Origin of the sequence: Pseudomonas sp. MONT-RG-20F-20-E-7-02 (assembly GCF_022662395.1) — a bacterium.
In the GTDB taxonomy this organism is placed as follows: domain Bacteria; phylum Pseudomonadota; class Gammaproteobacteria; order Pseudomonadales; family Pseudomonadaceae; genus Aquipseudomonas.
Window position 1 is genome coordinate 263,315 of the sequence record NZ_JAKNQN010000005.1, and the last position, 17,047, is coordinate 280,361.

General features: G+C 61.1%; 14 protein-coding genes. 9 read left to right on the top strand and 5 right to left on the bottom strand.

Annotated features, from left to right (window positions below; genetic code table 11):
• Positions 1–22 precede the first annotated feature (22 nt).
• From L8I05_RS16900 to L8I05_RS16940, 9 genes are all read left to right on the top strand, one after another.
• Positions 23–952, top strand: coding sequence for an alpha/beta hydrolase (locus L8I05_RS16900; RefSeq protein ID WP_242170373.1), 930 nt, complete (start codon positions 23–25; stop codon positions 950–952).
• Between the two features lie 104 nt (positions 953–1,056).
• On the top strand, positions 1,057–2,028 hold the full coding sequence (pip, locus tag L8I05_RS16905) for a prolyl aminopeptidase (protein WP_159953755.1): 972 nt from the start codon (positions 1,057–1,059) through the stop codon (positions 2,026–2,028).
• Positions 2,025–2,462, top strand: coding sequence for a D-aminoacyl-tRNA deacylase (dtd, locus tag L8I05_RS16910; RefSeq protein ID WP_242170376.1), 438 nt, complete (start codon positions 2,025–2,027; stop codon positions 2,460–2,462). The genes pip and dtd overlap by 4 nt, the downstream gene beginning before the upstream one ends.
• 266 nt (positions 2,463–2,728) lie before the next feature.
• Positions 2,729–4,513 (top strand): glucan biosynthesis protein G, encoded by a 1,785-nt coding sequence (locus tag L8I05_RS16915; protein ID WP_347341220.1) that lies wholly within the window; start codon positions 2,729–2,731, stop codon positions 4,511–4,513.
• Positions 4,506–7,076, top strand: coding sequence for a glucans biosynthesis glucosyltransferase MdoH (gene mdoH / locus L8I05_RS16920; RefSeq protein WP_177017278.1), 2,571 nt, complete (start codon positions 4,506–4,508; stop codon positions 7,074–7,076). Before L8I05_RS16915 ends, mdoH begins: the two co-directional genes overlap by 8 nt.
• Before the next feature lie 186 nt (positions 7,077–7,262).
• Entirely contained in the window at positions 7,263–8,063 is an 801-nt protein-coding gene (locus tag L8I05_RS16925) for a transporter substrate-binding domain-containing protein (protein WP_242170379.1), read from the top strand.
• A 219-nt stretch (positions 8,064–8,282) separates the two neighbouring features.
• Positions 8,283–9,080, top strand: coding sequence for a transporter substrate-binding domain-containing protein (locus tag L8I05_RS16930; protein WP_242170383.1), 798 nt, complete (start codon positions 8,283–8,285; stop codon positions 9,078–9,080).
• A gap of 136 nt (positions 9,081–9,216) precedes the next feature.
• Positions 9,217–10,176: an amino acid ABC transporter permease gene (locus L8I05_RS16935; RefSeq protein ID WP_197625902.1), complete on the top strand. Its 960-nt coding sequence runs from the start codon at positions 9,217–9,219 to the stop codon at positions 10,174–10,176.
• Entirely contained in the window at positions 10,169–10,903 is a 735-nt protein-coding gene (locus L8I05_RS16940) for an amino acid ABC transporter ATP-binding protein (protein ID WP_057724449.1), read from the top strand. The genes L8I05_RS16935 and L8I05_RS16940 overlap by 8 nt, the downstream gene beginning before the upstream one ends.
• Positions 10,904–10,906: 3 nt before the next feature.
• Here the strand turns inward: L8I05_RS16940 and L8I05_RS16945 are convergent, their stop codons facing one another.
• The 5 genes from L8I05_RS16945 to tatB form a co-directional block, all read right to left on the bottom strand.
• Positions 10,907–12,811, bottom strand: a complete 1,905-nt coding sequence (locus tag L8I05_RS16945) for a methyl-accepting chemotaxis protein (RefSeq protein ID WP_242170386.1) — start codon at positions 12,809–12,811, stop codon at positions 10,907–10,909.
• A gap of 135 nt (positions 12,812–12,946) precedes the next feature.
• Positions 12,947–14,863 (bottom strand): methyl-accepting chemotaxis protein, encoded by a 1,917-nt coding sequence (locus L8I05_RS16950; RefSeq protein WP_242170388.1) that lies wholly within the window; start codon positions 14,861–14,863, stop codon positions 12,947–12,949.
• A 263-nt stretch (positions 14,864–15,126) separates the two neighbouring features.
• Positions 15,127–15,834: a 16S rRNA (uracil(1498)-N(3))-methyltransferase gene (locus tag L8I05_RS16955; protein ID WP_242170391.1), complete on the bottom strand. Its 708-nt coding sequence runs from the start codon at positions 15,832–15,834 to the stop codon at positions 15,127–15,129.
• Positions 15,831–16,622, bottom strand: a complete 792-nt coding sequence (tatC, locus tag L8I05_RS16960; protein WP_159953765.1) for a twin-arginine translocase subunit TatC — start codon at positions 16,620–16,622, stop codon at positions 15,831–15,833. The genes L8I05_RS16955 and tatC overlap by 4 nt, the downstream gene beginning before the upstream one ends.
• On the bottom strand, positions 16,619–17,044 hold the full coding sequence (tatB, locus tag L8I05_RS16965; RefSeq protein ID WP_242170395.1) for a Sec-independent protein translocase protein TatB: 426 nt from the start codon (positions 17,042–17,044) through the stop codon (positions 16,619–16,621). Before tatB ends, tatC begins: the two co-directional genes overlap by 4 nt.
• Positions 17,045–17,047: the final 3 nt, after the last annotated feature.

A 17,047-nucleotide genomic window follows, 5' to 3' on the forward strand; every position in this document is an offset into this window, starting at 1 on the left:
CTTCGATTAGGGATATTTGCGCATGTATCCGATTTCTTCGCAGCTTGCGGCCTTCGTCACCAAAACCGAATCCTTCACCAGCGAAGACTCATCGCTGGCCGGCTTGCGCCAGAATTACGACCGCATGTGCCAGGCGTTCACGCCGTCGCAGCCCGAAGGCCTGCAAGTCTCGGACGCCGCGCTCGGCGGGGTGAAGGTTCGCTGCTATCAACCTGCAACGGCCACTCCAGCGCACGGCTGGCCATGCCTCCTTTATATGCACGGCGGCGGTTGGGTGGTCGGCGGGCTGGATTCCCATGACTTCATCTGCTTCGAACTGGCCAGCGCCCTGCAGGTGCTGGTGATCGCCATCGACTACCGCCTGGCGCCGGAACATCCATTCCCGGCGGCGTACGAAGATTGCCGCGCTGTCTGGCAGGCAATTCAGGCCGGGCAGGGGCCGCACGCCATCAACTTGCAGCGTCTGGTGGTGATGGGCGACAGCGCCGGTGGCAATCTGGCGGCGGCGTTGTGCCTGGGCCTGCGCGACGACGGCCAGCCGCTGCCTCAGGCCCAGGTCCTGATCTACCCCGGTTTGGGTGGGCCGGCCGATTTGCCGTCGCGTCGCGATTGCATGGACGCGCCGCTGCTTAGCAGTGCCGATACCGACTGCTACCTGGCGCTCTACCTGTTGGGCGGCGGCGAGCCTTCGGCCTATGCCATGCCGCTATTGGCCGAGGATTTCAGCGGTTTGCCCAAGGCCCTGATCGCCGTGGCCCAGTTCGACCCGCTGCGCGATGACGGCAGGTTGTATGCTGAACGTCTGCAAGCAGCGGGCGTCGAGGCCGTGCTGTATCCCGGCAAAGGTTTGGTCCATGGCTGTTTGCGCGCGCGCGGCCAGGCGCCGGAGGTGGATCGGCTGTACGACTACCTGCTGTCTTACCTGGGGAGCGAACAGCTGACACAGGTCTAAGTGCTCAAGGACATGCTCATTGCACAATTCGGGTTTATGATGCCAGACGGCAAGAATAATAGACGTCCCCTCAGGGATGAACCCGACACCCTACGGAGCGCGCAATGCAGACTTGGTACCCGCAGATCAAACCCTACGCCCGGCACGATCTGGCAGTCGATGACACCCACACGCTGTACGTCGATGAAAGCGGCACCCCCGAAGGCTTGCCTGTCGTCTTTATCCACGGTGGCCCTGGCTCCGGATGTGACGCCCAGAGCCGCTGCTACTTTGATCCGAACCTGTACCGCATTGTCACATTCGACCAGCGTGGCTGCGGGCGCTCCACACCTCGCGCGAGCCTGGAAAACAACACCACCTGGGACCTGGTCGCCGACCTTGAGCGCATCCGCGAACACCTGGGCATCGACAAATGGGTGCTGTTCGGTGGCTCCTGGGGCTCGACCCTGTCGTTGGCCTACGCGCAAACCCACCCCGAGCGTGTGCATGGCTTGATCCTGCGCGGTATTTTCCTGGCCCGGCCGCAGGACATTCATTGGTTCTACCAGGAAGGCGCGAGCCGCATGTTCCCGGATTACTGGCAGGACTACCTCGCCCCAATCCCGGCGGACGAGCGCCACGACATGGTCGCCGCCTACCACAAGCGCCTGACCGGCAACGACCAGATCGCCCAGATGCACGCGGCCAAAGCCTGGTCCGGCTGGGAAGGCCGCATGTTGGGCCTGTGCCCGAGCCCGCAGCACGTCGAGCGTTTTTCCGAGCCGCAGCGCGCGCTGTCCATCGCGCGTATCGAGTGCCACTACTTCACCAACAACTCCTTCATGGAGCCCAACCAGCTGATTCGCGATATGCACAAGATCGCCCATCTGCCGGGTGTCATCATTCACGGCCGCTACGATATGATCTGCCCGCTGGACAATGCCTGGGAGCTGCATCAGGCGTGGCCCAACAGTGAGCTGCAGGTGATTCGCGAGGCGGGGCACGCGGCGTCCGAGCCCGGCATTACCGATGCCTTGGTACGTGCGACCGGCGAGATGGCACGGCGCCTGCTTGATTTGCCGCCAGAAGAAGCATGAAGGGCCTGTTGCAACGGGTGCGTGGCGCCCGGGTCGAGGTGGCGGGCGACGTTGTCGGTTCGATTGACCAGGGTTTGCTGGTGCTGGTGGCCGTCGAGCCTTCAGATACGCCCGAGAGTGCCGACAAACTCCTTCACAAGCTGCTTAACTACCGAGTGTTCAGCGACGATGAGGGCAAGATGAACTTGTCTTTAAAGGATATCGGCGGCGGTTTGCTGCTGGTTTCGCAGTTCACCCTGGCGGCGGATACCAAAAGCGGGCTGCGGCCGAGCTTCTCCACGGCGGCCCCACCGGCCCTGGGAGCGGCGCTATTTGATCACTTGTTGTTACAAGCGCAACAATTGCATGGCAAGGTGGCGTCAGGGCGTTTTGGCGCTGATATGCAGGTGCATTTGGTCAATGATGGCCCTGTGACCTTCCTCTTACAGACATGAATGTATTAAAAACGACTTTAATGCCTAAAAACGCAGGGTTTCGCTACAAATAGTTCGTTGTCCCTAATGCGTTGTTTCGCTGGCTACTAGATAATCGCGCGCTACGGGGATCAGCGTTGTTTGGTCCATTTTTGACTTAGGTAGAGACTTGTCCGACGGCCACTGGGGAATCATTTTGACCCAGGGGAGTCGGAACAATGCTCGCCAACCTGGCATATAGATAGCTGGCCGTTGGTTTTTTGATCTGTTTTCGGCGAGGGTTGCTCGTGATTGTTAGTCCCTGTAATGCACCAAAATTGTCTGCCAAACGGTTACGAAACGCACTGGTAACGGGCTCCGCCCTGTTTTGCCTGTTCGGCGCGGGTCAACTGTGGGCATTCAGTCTGGATGATGTGTCGGCCAAGGCAAAAGAGCTGGCCGGGCAGAAATACGAAGCTCCGCGCAGCAATCTGCCGAACGAATTTCGCGAAATGAAATTCGCCGACTATCAGAAGATTCGTTTCCGCAACGAAAAAGCCGAGTGGGCCGATCAGAACACGCCCTTCAAGCTGTCCTTCTATCACCAGGGCATGCACTTCGACACGCCGGTGAAAATCAACGAAGTCACCGCCGACAGCGTTCATGAAATCAAATACGACCCGACGCGTTTCGATTTCGGTGACGTGAAATACGATCCAAAGTCCACCGAACAACTGGGTTATGCCGGTTTCCGTGTGCTTTACCCGATCAACAAAGACGACAAGCAAGACGAAATCATGACCATGCTCGGCGCGAGTTACTTCCGCGTCGTCGGCAAGGGCCAGTCGTATGGCCTGTCTGCCCGTGGCATGGCGATCGACACGGCATTGCCGTCCGGTGAAGAATTCCCGCGTTTCACCGAGTTCTGGGTCGAACGTCCAAAACCGGGTGAAAAGCAGTTGGTGATCTTCGCCCTGCTGGATTCGCCACGCGCCACCGGCGCTTATCGCCTGACCCTGCGCCCTGGCACCGACACCATTGTCGACGTCAAATCGCAGATGTTCCTGCGCGACAAGGTCAGCAAGCTGGGCGTTGCCCCGCTGACCAGCATGTTCCTGTTCGGCGCGAACCAGCCGTCGAAGGTGCTCAACTACCGTCGTGAGCTGCATGATTCCAGCGGTCTGTCGATCCATGCCGGCAACGGCGAGTGGATCTGGCGCCCTCTGAACAACCCTAAACACCTGTCGGTCAGCAACTTCACCATCGAAAACCCGCGCGGTTTCGGTCTGCTGCAACGCGGTCGCGACTTCAGCCACTACGAAGACCTCGACGACAACTACGACAAGCGCCCAAGCGCCTGGATCGAGCCTGAAGGCGACTGGGGCAAGGGTTCCGTCGACCTGGTGGAGATTCCGACCGCCGATGAAACCAACGACAACATCGTTGCGTTCTGGAGCCCGGCCGAGTTGCCGAAAGTCGGCGAACCGCTGGACATCAGCTACCGCCTGCACTGGACCATGGACGAAAAAGCCCTGCACCCGGCCGACAGTGCCTGGGTCAAGCAGACGCTGCGCTCCACCGGTGACGTGAAGCAATCCAACCTGATCCGCCAGCCGGACGGCAGCGTGGCTTACCTGGTGGACTTCGAGGGTCCGTCCCTTAAAGCTCTGCCGCCGGATGCCCCGGTGCGCAGCCAGGTGAGCGTGGGCGACAACGCTGAAATCGTTGAAAACAGCGTGCGCTACAACGAACACACCAAAGGCTGGCGCCTGACCCTGCGCATGAAGATCAAAGACGCAGGCAAGCCGACCGAAATGCGTGCGGCCCTGGTCCAGGATATTCCGCAGCCAGAGCCTGAAAAGGCTTCGACCCAAGTGATCAAGGCCGACAAACTCCTGGCCAAGCAACACGAGAAACAGGCCAAGAAGGACGCGAAAGAAGCGAAAGACGCTAAAGACGCGAAAGATGCCAAGGACAAGGAAGCCAAGCAGCCAGACGCTGCCCCGGCCACGTCACTCTCTAATCCGGAGCCGAGCAAGACAGAACAAGTCCTGACCGAAACCTGGAGCTATCAGTTGCCTGCCGATGAGTAATTCTCAAGCCACGCCAGAGACTCTGTCCGAGTACCTGGCGCACCTCCCGATGACCGCAGAGCAGCGCGCCGAACTGGCGGGCTGCACGTCCTTCAGCGAGTTGCACGAACGCTTGTCGTCGGCGACTTTCGATGCCCCGACCGACGCTGCCCAAGCCTCGGTTGGCCGTCGGCTGACCCTCAACACCGCCGAAGAACTGCAAGACGCGGAAATGCTCGCGCTCGACGCCAGTGGCCGGGTGTGCCTGAAGGCCACGCCGCCGATTCGTCGGACCAAAGTCGTGCCCGAGCCTTGGCGCACCAACATCCTGGTGCGCGGTTGGCGCCGGATGACCGGTCGCACCAACCCGCCGAAACCGCCCAAAGACGAACGTGTACTGCCGGCCGCGCGCTGGCGTACCGTCGGTTCGATCCGTCGCTACATCCTGCTGATCTTGATGCTCGGCCAGACCATCGTCGCCGGCTGGTACATGAAAGGCATCATGCCGTACCAGGGCTGGTCGCTGGTCGACTTCGACGAGATTCGCAACCAGACCCTGCTGCAAACCGCGACCCAGGTACTGCCTTACGCCCTGCAAACCAGCATCCTGATCATGTTCGGGATTTTGTTCTGCTGGGTGTCGGCCGGTTTCTGGACCGCGCTGATGGGCTTTCTGGAACTGCTCACCGGTCACGATAAGTACCGAATTTCCGGCAAAAGCGCCGGCGACGAGCCGATTCCAAAAGATGCCCGCACCGCGCTGGTGATGCCGATCTGCAACGAAGACGTGCCTCGGGTATTCGCCGGTTTGCGCGCCACCTTCGAATCGGTGGCCGCCACGGGTGACCTCGACCGCTTCGATTTCTTCGTGCTAAGCGACAGTAACGAAGCCGATATCTGCATCGCCGAACAGCAAGCCTGGCTTGACGTGTGCCGCGAAGCCGGTGGCTTCGGCAAGATCTTCTATCGCCGCCGTCGCCGTCGCGTTAAGCGCAAGAGCGGCAACCTCGACGACTTCTGCCGTCGTTGGGGCGGTGACTACAAGTACATGGTGGTGCTCGACGCCGACAGCGTGATGAGCGGCGAATGCCTGACCAGCCTGGTGCGCTTGATGGAAGCCACGCCGGATGCCGGGATTATCCAGACCGCGCCACGTGCGTCGGGCATGGACACTCTGTATGCACGCATGCAGCAGTTCGCCACCCGCGTCTACGGCCCGCTGTTTACCGCAGGCCTGCACTTCTGGCAGTTGGGTGAATCCCACTACTGGGGCCACAACGCGATCATCCGCATGAAGCCGTTTATCGAGCACTGCGCCCTGGCGCCGTTGCCGGGTAAAGGCGCGTTTGCCGGTGCGATTCTCTCCCACGACTTCGTTGAAGCTGCGCTGATGCGCCGTGCCGGCTGGGGCGTGTGGATTGCCTACGACTTGCCGGGCAGTTACGAAGAATTGCCACCGAACCTGCTGGATGAACTCAAGCGTGACCGTCGCTGGTGCCACGGCAACCTGATGAACTTCCGCCTGTTCCTGGTTAAAGGCATGCACCCGGTGCACCGTGCGGTGTTCCTGACCGGGGTGATGTCCTACTTGTCGGCGCCGCTATGGTTCTTCTTCCTGGTGTTGTCGACGGCGTTGCTGGCGGTGAACACCTTGATGGAGCCGCAGTACTTCATGGCGCCACGCCAGCTGTACCCGCTGTGGCCGCAATGGCATCCGGACAAGGCGGTGGCGCTGTTCTCCACCACCATCGTGCTGCTGTTCCTGCCCAAATTGCTCAGCATCATCCTGATCTGGGCCAAGGGCGCGAAAGAGTTCGGTGGCAAGTTCAAGGTGACCTTGTCGATGCTGCTGGAGATGCTGTTCTCCATGCTGCTGGCGCCGGTGCGCATGATCTTCCACACCCGCTTCGTGCTCGCCGCGTTCCTTGGCTGGGCTGCGACCTGGAACTCGCCGCAACGTGACGACGACTCCACGCCATGGAGCGAGGCGGTCAAGCGCCACGGCCCGCAAACCTTGCTCGGCTTCCTGTGGGCGCTGTTGGTGGTGTGGTTGAACCCGAGCTTCCTGTGGTGGCTGATTCCGATCGTCGGCTCGCTGATGCTGTCGATTCCGGTGTCGGTGATTTCCAGCCGCGTGAAGCTGGGCCTCAAGTCACGCGATGAGAGCCTGTTCCTGATTCCTGAGGAATACAATCCGCCGCAAGCCCTGCTGTCGACCGAGAAGTACACCCATGAAAACCGTTGGCACGCCCTGAATGACGGGTTTGTGCGTTCGGTTGTCGACCCGCAGCAGAACGCCCTGGCCTGTGCCCTGGCGACCTCGCGTCACCGTGAGGCCGAGCCGATCGAGCACTTGCGCCAGGAGCGTGTGCGCCATGCGTTGAAAGTCGGCCCTGCCGGCCTCAACAATGGCGAGCGCGTGGCGTTGCTCAGCGACCCTGTAGCTCTGGCTCGCTTGCACCAGCAGGTGTGGAGCGAAGGCCACGCCGAATGGCTTGGCGCTTGGCGTGCATCGATCAAAGCTGATCCGCACGCGCCGTTGCTGCCGCTGCAACCGCTGTCGTCGCAGGCCCAACCGGCCTGATTCTGACGCCCCCGAGGGCTCACCTCGGGGGCGTTTGAAGCGCTGGTCCTACAGCGTTTCACGCCTCTTCCTGATCCCCTTGGCACCTTGTTATTTCGAAACAAAAGACCCTTGTCCGAGGCGTATTGTCGTGCCTGCGGCTGGGTTAGCATCGCCCCCGAAATTGACTCGAACACAGGGGGATTCATGTTCAAAAGGTATTGTGCGGCATGGCTGATCAGCGCTGCCGTCTTGATTTATTCAGGCTGGCTGAGCGCCGGCGCGCTTGATGACGCGGTGCGGCGAGGCGTGCTTAAAGTCGGCACCACGCCTGTCTATGTCCCCTTCGAAATGACCGACAAGCAGGGCCGCATCATCGGCTTCGAGATCGACTTGCTGCAAACGATGAGCCGCGCCCTGGGCGTCGAACTTGAACTGGTCGCTGTGCCCTATACCGATTTGGTGCCGGGGTTGATGGCGAACAAGTTCGATCTGATCGGCAGCGGCATGACGGTCACTCAAGAGCGCAACCTGAAGCTCAATTTCAGCGACTCCTTCATTGTCGTCGGCCAAACCGTGCTGTTGCATCCGAGCCTTGCCGGCAAGATCTCCAGTATCGAAGACCTGGACGAGGCGAGTTACCGGATCGTGGCCACCGAAGGCACTACGGGCGAGTCCGCCGCACAACGTTTTTTGGGGGCGGCCCAATTGAGCAGTGTCGCAACCCCGGAGGAGGGCGTGCGGCGGGTGGTGGAAGGCAAAGCCGATGCCTTTGTTCATGACGCGCCCTACAACCTGATCGCCATGACCCGGCCGGAGAACCACGCACTGCTGGCGCTGGAGCAGCCGTTTACCTTTGAGCCCCTGGCGTTCGGCCTGAAAAAAGGCGATTACGACAGCCTTAACTGGATCAACCACTTTCTCAGCCAGGTGGCCCAGGATGGCACCTACGATCGGCTGCACGACAAGTGGTTCAAGGACACCGCCTGGATGGCGGAAATTGACTGATCGTCATAACTACTTACATATCAATGAATTGCCGCGCGCTCGCCCGGACGTGTCTATCAGTGCGCTTGCTTGCACTTTTGTGGGGCTTTTCCGACATACGCCGTTAACAATTACCCGCGAAACCTTTGTGACGGGCAATGAGTGGGTTAGGATCGCACCCCGAATTGGTGCAGCCCTTTTGCGCGCCGACCTTACAAGAATCGTTCAGGGGACTTGATGATGAAAAAGTATCTTTCGATGCTGATGCTTGGCGTCACCGCGCTGGTCGCGGCCACTGCGGCGCATGCCGGCGCCATCGATGATGCGGTCAAGCGCGGCACGCTGAAAGTCGGCATGGACCCGACCTACATGCCGTTCGAAATGACAGACAAGCGCGGTGAAATCATCGGTTTCGAAGTCGACATCCTCAAGGCTCTGGCCAAGTCCATGGGCGTCAAGCTGGAGCTGGTGTCCACCGGTTACGACGGCATCATCCCGGCCTTCCTGACCGGCAAGTTCGACCTGATCGGCAGTGGCATGACCCTGACCCAGGAACGCAACCTGCGCCTGAACTTCAGCGAACCCTTCATCGTGGTCGGCCAGACCCTGCTGATTCGCAAGGACCTGGAAGGCACCATCAAGTCCTACAAAGACCTGAATGACGAGAAATACCGCCTGACCTCCAAGCTCGGTACCACTGGTGAGATGGTGGCTAAAAAGCTGATCTCCAAAGCCAAATACCACGGCTATGACAACGAGCAGGAAGGTGTGCTGGACGTGGTCAACGGCAAGGCTGATGCCTTCGTCTACGACGCACCGTACAACGTGGTCGCCGAGAAAAAGGTCGGTAATGGCAAGCTGGTGTTCCTGGAAGAACCCTTCACCTTTGAGCCGTTGGCGTTTGGCCTGAAAAAAGGCGATTACGACAGCCTCAACTACATCAACAACTTCCTGCACCAGATCCGCAACGACGGCACCTACGATCGCATCCATGACAAGTGGTTCAAGAGCTCCGAGTGGCTCAAGGACATGGAATAAGCCAGGCTGAATACCGAGTCGCTCCCATCGCAGGCAAGCCAGCTCCCACCTTTGACTGTGTTCGCAGATCAAAAATGTGGGAGCTGGCTTGCCTGCGATGACGGCCTGACAGGCGACATCAATCCCGGAACCTGAAATGAAACAGAAAAAAGCCCAATGGCCCTGGCACCTGCTGACCGTGGTCGTGCTGGTTGGCCTGGCTGGCGCGTTGTACTACGCCACCTCGCTGATGTCCTACGAATGGCGCTGGAACCGCGTGCCGCAGTACTTCGCCTACCAGGCCGAGACGTCCCAGCGCGCCGCCGACATCTCCACCGTCGTTGAGCTGGTGCGCAAAGGCGACATCGCCGAAGTGACCTTGCGTAATGACGCTGGTGCCGAGCAGAAGCTGACCGTGGCCGACAACAGCCTGCAAGTGTCGCGTGGCGATGACGTGGCCGAAGGCGATGTGGTCGGCGTGACCCGGCACTGGGCACTCGGGCCGCTGATGTGGGGCTTGTGGACCACGCTGTGGCTGTCGGTGGTGTCGGGCATTCTTGGCCTGGCGATCGGGTTGGCAACCGGCTTGTGCCGTCTGTCCAGCAACCCGACGTTGCGCGATCTGTCGACGATCTACGTCGAACTGGTGCGCGGTACGCCGCTATTGGTGCAGATTTTCATTTTCTACTTCTTCATCGGCACGGTGCTCAACCTGTCGCGGGAATTCGCCGGGATCGCCGCGCTGTCGCTGTTTACCGGTGCCTATGTAGCGGAAATCGTCCGTGCCGGTGTGCAGTCCATCACCCGTGGTCAGAACGAAGCCGCGCGGTCGTTGGGTTTGAGTGCCAGCCAGTCGATGCGCCACGTGGTATTGCCGCAAGCGTTCAAACGCGTACTGCCGCCGCTGGCCGGGCAATTTATCAGCCTGGTGAAGGACACGTCCCTGGTGTCGGTGATCGCGATTACCGAACTGCTCAAAAGTGGCCGGGAGGTGATCACCACCTCGTTCTCGCCGTTTGAAATCCTGTTCTGTGTGGCAGGCCTGTACCTGCTGATCAACCTGCCGCTGTCAAAAATGGCCAGCCGGCTTGAGCGGAGGCTCGCGCAAAGTGATTGAAGTCCGCGATCTGGTAAAAGTCTTCGACACCCGTGGCCACGTGGTGCGCGCGGTGGACCACGTCACCACTCAAGTTGCCAAGGGCGAAGTGCTGGTGGTGATCGGCCCATCGGGTTCCGGCAAATCCACCTTCCTGCGTTGCCTGAATGGTTTGGAGGAGTTCGATTCAGGCTCCGTCAGCATCGACGGCTTGCAACTGGCTGACCCGAAAACCGACGTGAACGCCTATCGCCGTGAAGTTGGCATGGTGTTCCAGCACTTCAACCTGTTCCCGCACATGACCGTGTTGGAAAACCTGTGCCTGGCGCAAAAAGTCGTGCGCAAGCGCGGCAAGCAGGAGCGCGAAGCCAAGGCCCTGGCATTGCTGGAAAAGGTCGGCATTGCCCAGAAGGCCAATGAGTTCCCCTCGCGCTTGTCCGGCGGCCAGCAACAGCGTGTGGCGATCGCCCGCGCGTTGGCGATGGAACCCAAGGTGATGCTGTTTGACGAGCCCACCTCGGCGCTGGACCCGGAAATGGTCGGCGAAGTGCTGGACGTGATGAAGACTTTGGCCCTGGAAGGCATGACCATGGTCTGTGTCACCCACGAAATGGGTTTTGCCCGCGAAGTGGCGGACCGGGTGCTGTTCTTCGATCACGGCAAACTGCTCGAAGACGCGGCCCCGGCCGAATTCTTCGACGCCCCCAAAGACCCGCGCGCCCAGGCGTTTTTGCGCCAAGTGCTGTAAGCCTCAGAGCTTGAATCTGCCGACCAGGTTCTGCAAATCCAGGCTCAACTTCGTCAACTGAGCACTCGCGGCCGCTGTTTCTTCACTGGCGGCCGCGGTTTGTTCCGACACATCCCGCACCTTCAACACGCTGCGATTGATTTCCTCGGCCACCGCGCTTTGTTCCTCGGCAGCGGCGGCAATCTGTGGGTTCATTTCCTGGATGATCGACACGGTGCGGATAATCGCTGCCAGTGCGTCCCCCGCATCGTGGGTCAGTTCGACGCTGTGGTCAGTCAGTGCGCGGCTGCCGTCCATGATGTCGGCCACCTGCTGGGTGCCGGTGTGCAGCCCCAAAATCAGCCCTTCGATTTCCTCGGCCGACTCCTGCGTGCGCTGGGCAAGGCTGCGCACCTCATCGGCCACTACCGCAAAACCCCGGCCCGCCGTACCGGCACGCGCCGCCTCAATGGCGGCGTTCAGGGCGAGCAGGTTGGTCTGCTGGGACACTGACTTGATCACGTCCAGCACGCCGCTGATTTTTTGGCTTTCGCGCTGCAAGGCAATCATCGACTGGCTGGAGCGCGCCATCTCATGGGCCAGGTGGCCGATCTGTTCAACGGCCTGCACCACGACCTTGTCGCCGGCGCTGGCTTGCTGGTCGGCTTCATTGGCGGCAACCGAGGCTTGTTCGGCATGTCGGGCAACCTCCTGGGCGGTGGCGAGCATTTCATTCATCGCCGTGGCCACTTGATCGGTTTCGTCGCGCTGGCCGTTAACCCCGGCGCGGGTTTGCTCGGTGACGGTCGACAACTGAGTGGCGGCACTGGCGATCTGCCGCGCGCTGTCACCGATGCCGCTGATCAGGCTGCGCAAGCTGCGGGTCATTTGCCCGATGCTTTGCTGCAACTGGCCCAGTTCATCGTGGCGGTCCTGCGCAGTGTTCTGGCTCAAGTCACCGTCAGCGACACGGTGCGCGGCCGTGAGCAGTGTTCGCAGCGGGCCGACTATTTGCCGAGTGATCCACCACGCGGCCAGAATACCGAGTAACAAGGCCACCACGGTGACGCAGATGAGTAGCCTGTGGGTCTGCTCGGCTTCGTTGTCACGCTTGGCGGTCTGGCCTTCGCTCAGCCGATGGCTGTGCTCGCGCAACTCATCGAGTTGTTGTTCAAATCGGTTTTGCACGGTTTCGATATTGAGCTGAGCTTGCTTGAGCTTGATCAACTGTTCGCGATAGTTGGCCAGGTCAGTCTTGAGCAGTGCCGCGTCCACCGGTTGCGCGGTCACCGCGGTCTGTGCCGCGTCCAGGGCGCCGAGGGTCTGGCTGAGTGCCTCGGTGTAGGCCTGCAGCGACTCGGCGGCCCAGGCGGGGCTCTGGGCGCGATCCTCCGCCTGTTCCATGGCCTGGCGCAGGTTTTCGATGGCATCGAGGGCTTTTTCATCCTCCTGGTTGGGCAAGTCGCTGGCGAATTGCGCCAGGGTGTCGCTGGCCTGCAGAGCGGATTTCTTGAGCGCGAGGCGGGTGCTCTCGCGTTGCTCGACCAAGGGCGGCAAGGCTGCCACAGCCGCCTTGAAACTGGCTACCAAGCGTATCGCTTCCTGCAGCCGCTGCAGGTCGGCCGGGTCTTTCAGACGCGTTGAAAGGTCGGCCAGGCGCTGGTCGATCTTTTCAATCTGCGTGGTCATTTTGGTCAGGCTGGCGGCGTCCGTCAGGGTGCGGTACACGATCCGATCCGCACGCATGGTCTCGGCGTCCAGCGCCAGTTGAGCCAAGGTCGTCAGGCTGTTGGAGCGATAAAGCACGGCGTTCAAGGCTTGCCAGCCCGTCGCGGCGATCAGGACACTTAAGATCAGCACTTGGCCGAAACCCAGTGCAAGTTTTACAGGGACGCTGGCGTTGACCAGCAAGCGGGTCAGCCGAAACATGGTGAACCTCCAAATCAGGGAGCGCGCTTGGCAACAGCTCAAACGCTAAATCGATTTGGGGTTATGGCGGGCTGATAACTGCGTAGGACGTTTCACAAGTTGCGGCGGCCTGGTCTGGCCGCCGCGTAGGATGGATCAAATACGGAAACGCCCGACCAGGGTCTGCAAGTAGATCCCCAGGCGCGCAAGTTCGGCGCTGGAGGCGGCGGTTTCTTCACTGGCCGAGGACGCCTGTTCAGACACATCGCGCACATTCAACACGCTGCGGTTGATCTCTTCGGCCACCGCACTTTGCTGCTCGGCGGCGGTGGCAATCTGCGAATTCATTGCCTGGATCGTCGAGACGGTGCGCGTGATATTGCCTAGCGCGCTGCCGGCACGGCGGGTCAGCTCGACACTGCTGTCGGTGAGGCCACGGCTGTTGTCCATGATGGTCGCCACCTGCTGGGTGCCGCTTTGCAGGCCGACGATCAGCTCTTCGATCTCTTCGGTGGACTTCTGCGTGCGCTGGGCCAGGCTGCGCACCTCGTCGGCCACCACCGCAAAGCCACGCCCGGCTTCACCGGCACGCGCGGCCTCAATTGCGGCGTTAAGGGCCAGCAGGTTGGTTTGCTGGGCCACCGACTTGATCACGTCGAGCACGCTGCCGATCTTGTCGCTTTCGCGTTTGAGATGGCCCATGGCTTCGGTTGAGTTGCCGACTTCGGTGGCCAGGCGCTCGATCTGGGCGATCGCTTCACTGACCACCTTGTCGCCTTCGCGGGCCTGCTGGTCAGCGGCCACGGCGGCTTCGGAGGCTTCTTCGGCGTTACGCGCCACTTCCTGCACGGTGGCGGCCATTTCATTCATCGCGGTGGCCACCTGGTCGGTCTCGACCTTCTGGCTATTGACCCCGGCGCTGGTCTGCTCGGTCACGGCCGACAGTTGTTCGGCGGCGCTGGCGATCTGCGTGACGCCATCGCTGATCCCGCCGATCAGTTCGCGCAGGCCGACGGTCATGCTTTGCATGGCGCGCTGCAATTGGCCCAACTCGTCCTGGCGTGCGGAGTTGAGGTTGTGGCTCAGGTCGCCGGAAGCCACGCGCTCAGCAACGTTGAGGGTCTGGTTCAACGGGATGACAATCTGCCGGGTGATGGCCCAGGCGGCGACCATGCCGAAGATCAGCGCCAGCACGGTGGCCAGCAACAACAGCTGCTTGGCTTGCGCCGCATCGGCATCGCGCACGGCGGTCTGCGAGGTGGTGAGTTTTTCGCTGTGGCCGAGCAGGATGTCGCCTTGCTCGGTCATGATTTTCAGGGCCGCAGCGCTGGCGACCTGGGAGTCGCGGTACTGGCTGACGGCGGCGCGGTAGGCCTGCAGCGACACGCCGGCTTCTTGCAGGTTGGCGTGGTACTGCTCAGGCAGTTGGCCTTGGAGTTCGGTTATTTTCTTCAGCGCATTGTCGATGGCATCCAGCGCAGGTTGCTCGGCTTCGGTCTTGCCGCTGTAGGTGTAGCCGCGCACCTGGAAGCGCGATTGCTGGATCAGCTTGCTCAGGTCGACCACGCTGTTGAACTGGGTGACGCTGTCACCTTGCAGCAAGGCTTTTTCGACTTCATTGGTTTTGGCGACGGCGTTGTCGGCGGTGTCGCCGAGCTTACTGCGTGCGCCTTCACGCTTGAGGCCGGCCTGGACCATGGCGGCAAAGGCCTTCTTGTATTGGCCTAAAGCCTCGAGCTGTTGCTCGACCAGGGCGTTGTCGTTGGGTTGCTCGATCAGGGTCTCGGCGGTTTTCAGGCCACTGTCCAGTTTGGTGATCAGGCCGTTGACCGCATCCGTGCCTTGTTCGCCGCGCCGCATTTCAAAGTCCAGGCGCGCCAGGCGCAGGTCTTTGGTCAGGCCGTTGAGGCTGGAGATAAAGCCCAGCTTGTCACCGCGACTGATCACATCGCCCAAGCCGGTCCAACCGGTGAACGTGATCAACAGCGTCAGGATCAACACCAAGCCAAAGCCAATGCTCAGCTTGCGGTTGACGCTCACATTCCCCAGTTTTTCGGCTAACCAACGATACATGCTGCGAACTCCCTTTGAACAAGGCTTGGACTTATTCAGAGGCTATCGGCCGCGTAGGAAGTTTCTGTAGCGGCACTGATCCTCTCTGTGGGAGCTGGCTTACTGTGGCGAGCGGGCTTGCCCCGCGTTGGGGCGCGAAGCGGCCCTAAACCTGCCAACTCGGTTTGCCTGACACACTGCGTTGATCTTATTGGGGCTGCTGCGCAGCCCAACGCGGGGCAAGCCCGCTCGCCACAGAGAGCCCGCTCCCAGGTAGGTCAGGGTCAGAACAAGCGGGCGAGCAGGGCGGTCACGGCGGTTTCGACGCGCAGGATGCGTGCGCCGAGCTGCACGGGTTGCAAGCCGGCCTTGGTCAGCAGGTCCACTTCGTAGGGGATCCAGCCACCTTCCGGGCCGATGGCCAGGGTTACCGGCGTATCCAGCCCGCGCGGGCAGGCCGGGTAATCGCCAGGGTGGCCGATCAGGCCGAGGGTGCCTGCGGTCATGGCTGGCAGGCGATCTTCAACGAACGGCTTGAAGCGTTTTTCGATGATGATCTCGGGCAGCACCGTATCGCGGGCCTGCTCAAGGCCGAGGATAAGCTGCTCGCGGATCGCCTCAGGCTCCAGAAACGGGGTTTGCCAGAAGCTCTTTTCCACCCGATAGCTGTTGACCAATACCACCTTCGGCACGCCCATCGACGCCACGGTTTGCAGCACTCGGCGCAGCATCTTCGGGCGCGGCAGGGCCAGCAGCAATGTCAGCGGCAGTTTGGCCGGCGGCGGCAGGTCGAAGCTGACTTGCAGCTCGGCTTCGCTGGCCTCCAGGCGCAGCACTTGTGCATTGCCCATCAGCCCGCCAATGCGGCCAACCCGCAGGTTGTCGCCCACCGTTGCGCGGTGGACGTCCTGCATGTGCACCAGGCGCCGATCACGCAGGATCGCCCGGTCGGCCGCGATAAAGTCGGCCTCTTCAAGCAGCAGCAGGTTCACGGCTGGGTCGCTGGCGGCTGGTCGTCGTCGACGGGTTGGTCATCCGGGTGATCGCCACGCTTGCTGATCAGGCTGCCGAACAGAATGCCGATCTCGAACAACATCCACATCGGCACGGCCAACAGGGTCTGCGAGAAAATGTCCGGCGGCGTCAGGATCATGCCGACCACAAAGCAGCCGATGATCACGTACGGGCGTACTTTCTTCAGGTATTTGACGTCGACCACGCCGATCCACACCAGCAGCACCACGGCCACCGGGATTTCGAAGGCCACACCAAAGGCGAAGAACAGCGTCATCACGAAGTCGAGGTAACTGGTGATGTCGGTCATCATCTCCACACCGGCCGGGGTGGCGGCGGCGAAGAACTTGAAGATCAGCGGGAACACCAGGAAATAGGCGAAGGCCATGCCGGTGTAGAACAGCAGGATGCTCGACACCAGCAACGGCACGGCGATGCGCTTTTCATGCTTGTACAGGCCGGGCGCGATAAAGCCCCAGATCTGATGCAGGATCACCGGGATCGCCAGGAACAGCGAAACCATCATGGTCAGCTTCAGTGGCGTCAGGAACGGCGACGACACGTCCGTGGCGATCATCGTCGCGCCCGCCGGCAAGTACTGGCGCAGTGGCGTAGAGACGAAGGTGTAGATCTGCTGGGTGAAAGCGAACAGCCCGGCAAAGATGATGAAGATGGCCGCTACGCAACGCAGCAGGCGGGTACGCAGCTCGGTGAGGTGCGAGACCAGCGGCATGTGCTGGTCGTTTTCCGGTTTATCAGCGCTCATGGGGCTCGCGGCGGCAATGTAGGGTCATGGGGAGCGGGCGACGCAACGGGCGTCGGCGCTGGCGCGGTCGGGGCGGGCTCTGCCGGGGTATGTTCTACCACAGGAGCAACTTGCGCCACAGCTGGCGGTGCGATGCTGTGCTCGGCCACGGGCTCGGCCGGTTTGCTCGGCTCATTCACCGGCGACAGAATCTTGCGCGCTTCCTGCTCCAACGACAGGATATGTTCGTTGTGCAGTTGCCGGCGGATCTCGTCGGCGCCGATTTCCCGTTCAACTTCCTGTTTGATGGCGTTGAAACTGCGTTTCAGGCGCCCGATCCATAGGCCGGCCGTGCGTGCGGCACCGGGCAGGCGTTCCGGCCCCAATACCAGCAGGGCCACGAGGCCGACGAGGAGCAGTTCAGAGAAGCTGATACCAAACATTAG

Coding starts and splice junctions, on each gene's coding strand:
- L8I05_RS16900 (WP_242170373.1), top strand. CDS start 23: ATGTATCCGATTTCTTCGCAGCTTGCGGCCTTCGTCACCAAAACCGAA.
- pip (WP_159953755.1), top strand. CDS start 1,057: ATGCAGACTTGGTACCCGCAGATCAAACCCTACGCCCGGCACGATCTG.
- dtd (WP_242170376.1), top strand. CDS start 2,025: ATGAAGGGCCTGTTGCAACGGGTGCGTGGCGCCCGGGTCGAGGTGGCG.
- mdoH (WP_177017278.1), top strand. CDS start 4,506: ATGAGTAATTCTCAAGCCACGCCAGAGACTCTGTCCGAGTACCTGGCG.
- L8I05_RS16925 (WP_242170379.1), top strand. CDS start 7,263: ATGTTCAAAAGGTATTGTGCGGCATGGCTGATCAGCGCTGCCGTCTTG.
- L8I05_RS16930 (WP_242170383.1), top strand. CDS start 8,283: ATGAAAAAGTATCTTTCGATGCTGATGCTTGGCGTCACCGCGCTGGTC.
- L8I05_RS16935 (WP_197625902.1), top strand. CDS start 9,217: ATGAAACAGAAAAAAGCCCAATGGCCCTGGCACCTGCTGACCGTGGTC.
- L8I05_RS16945 (WP_242170386.1), bottom strand. CDS start 12,811: ATGTTTCGGCTGACCCGCTTGCTGGTCAACGCCAGCGTCCCTGTAAAA.
- L8I05_RS16950 (WP_242170388.1), bottom strand. CDS start 14,863: ATGTATCGTTGGTTAGCCGAAAAACTGGGGAATGTGAGCGTCAACCGC.
- tatC (WP_159953765.1), bottom strand. CDS start 16,622: ATGAGCGCTGATAAACCGGAAAACGACCAGCACATGCCGCTGGTCTCG.
- tatB (WP_242170395.1), bottom strand. CDS start 17,044: ATGTTTGGTATCAGCTTCTCTGAACTGCTCCTCGTCGGCCTCGTGGCC.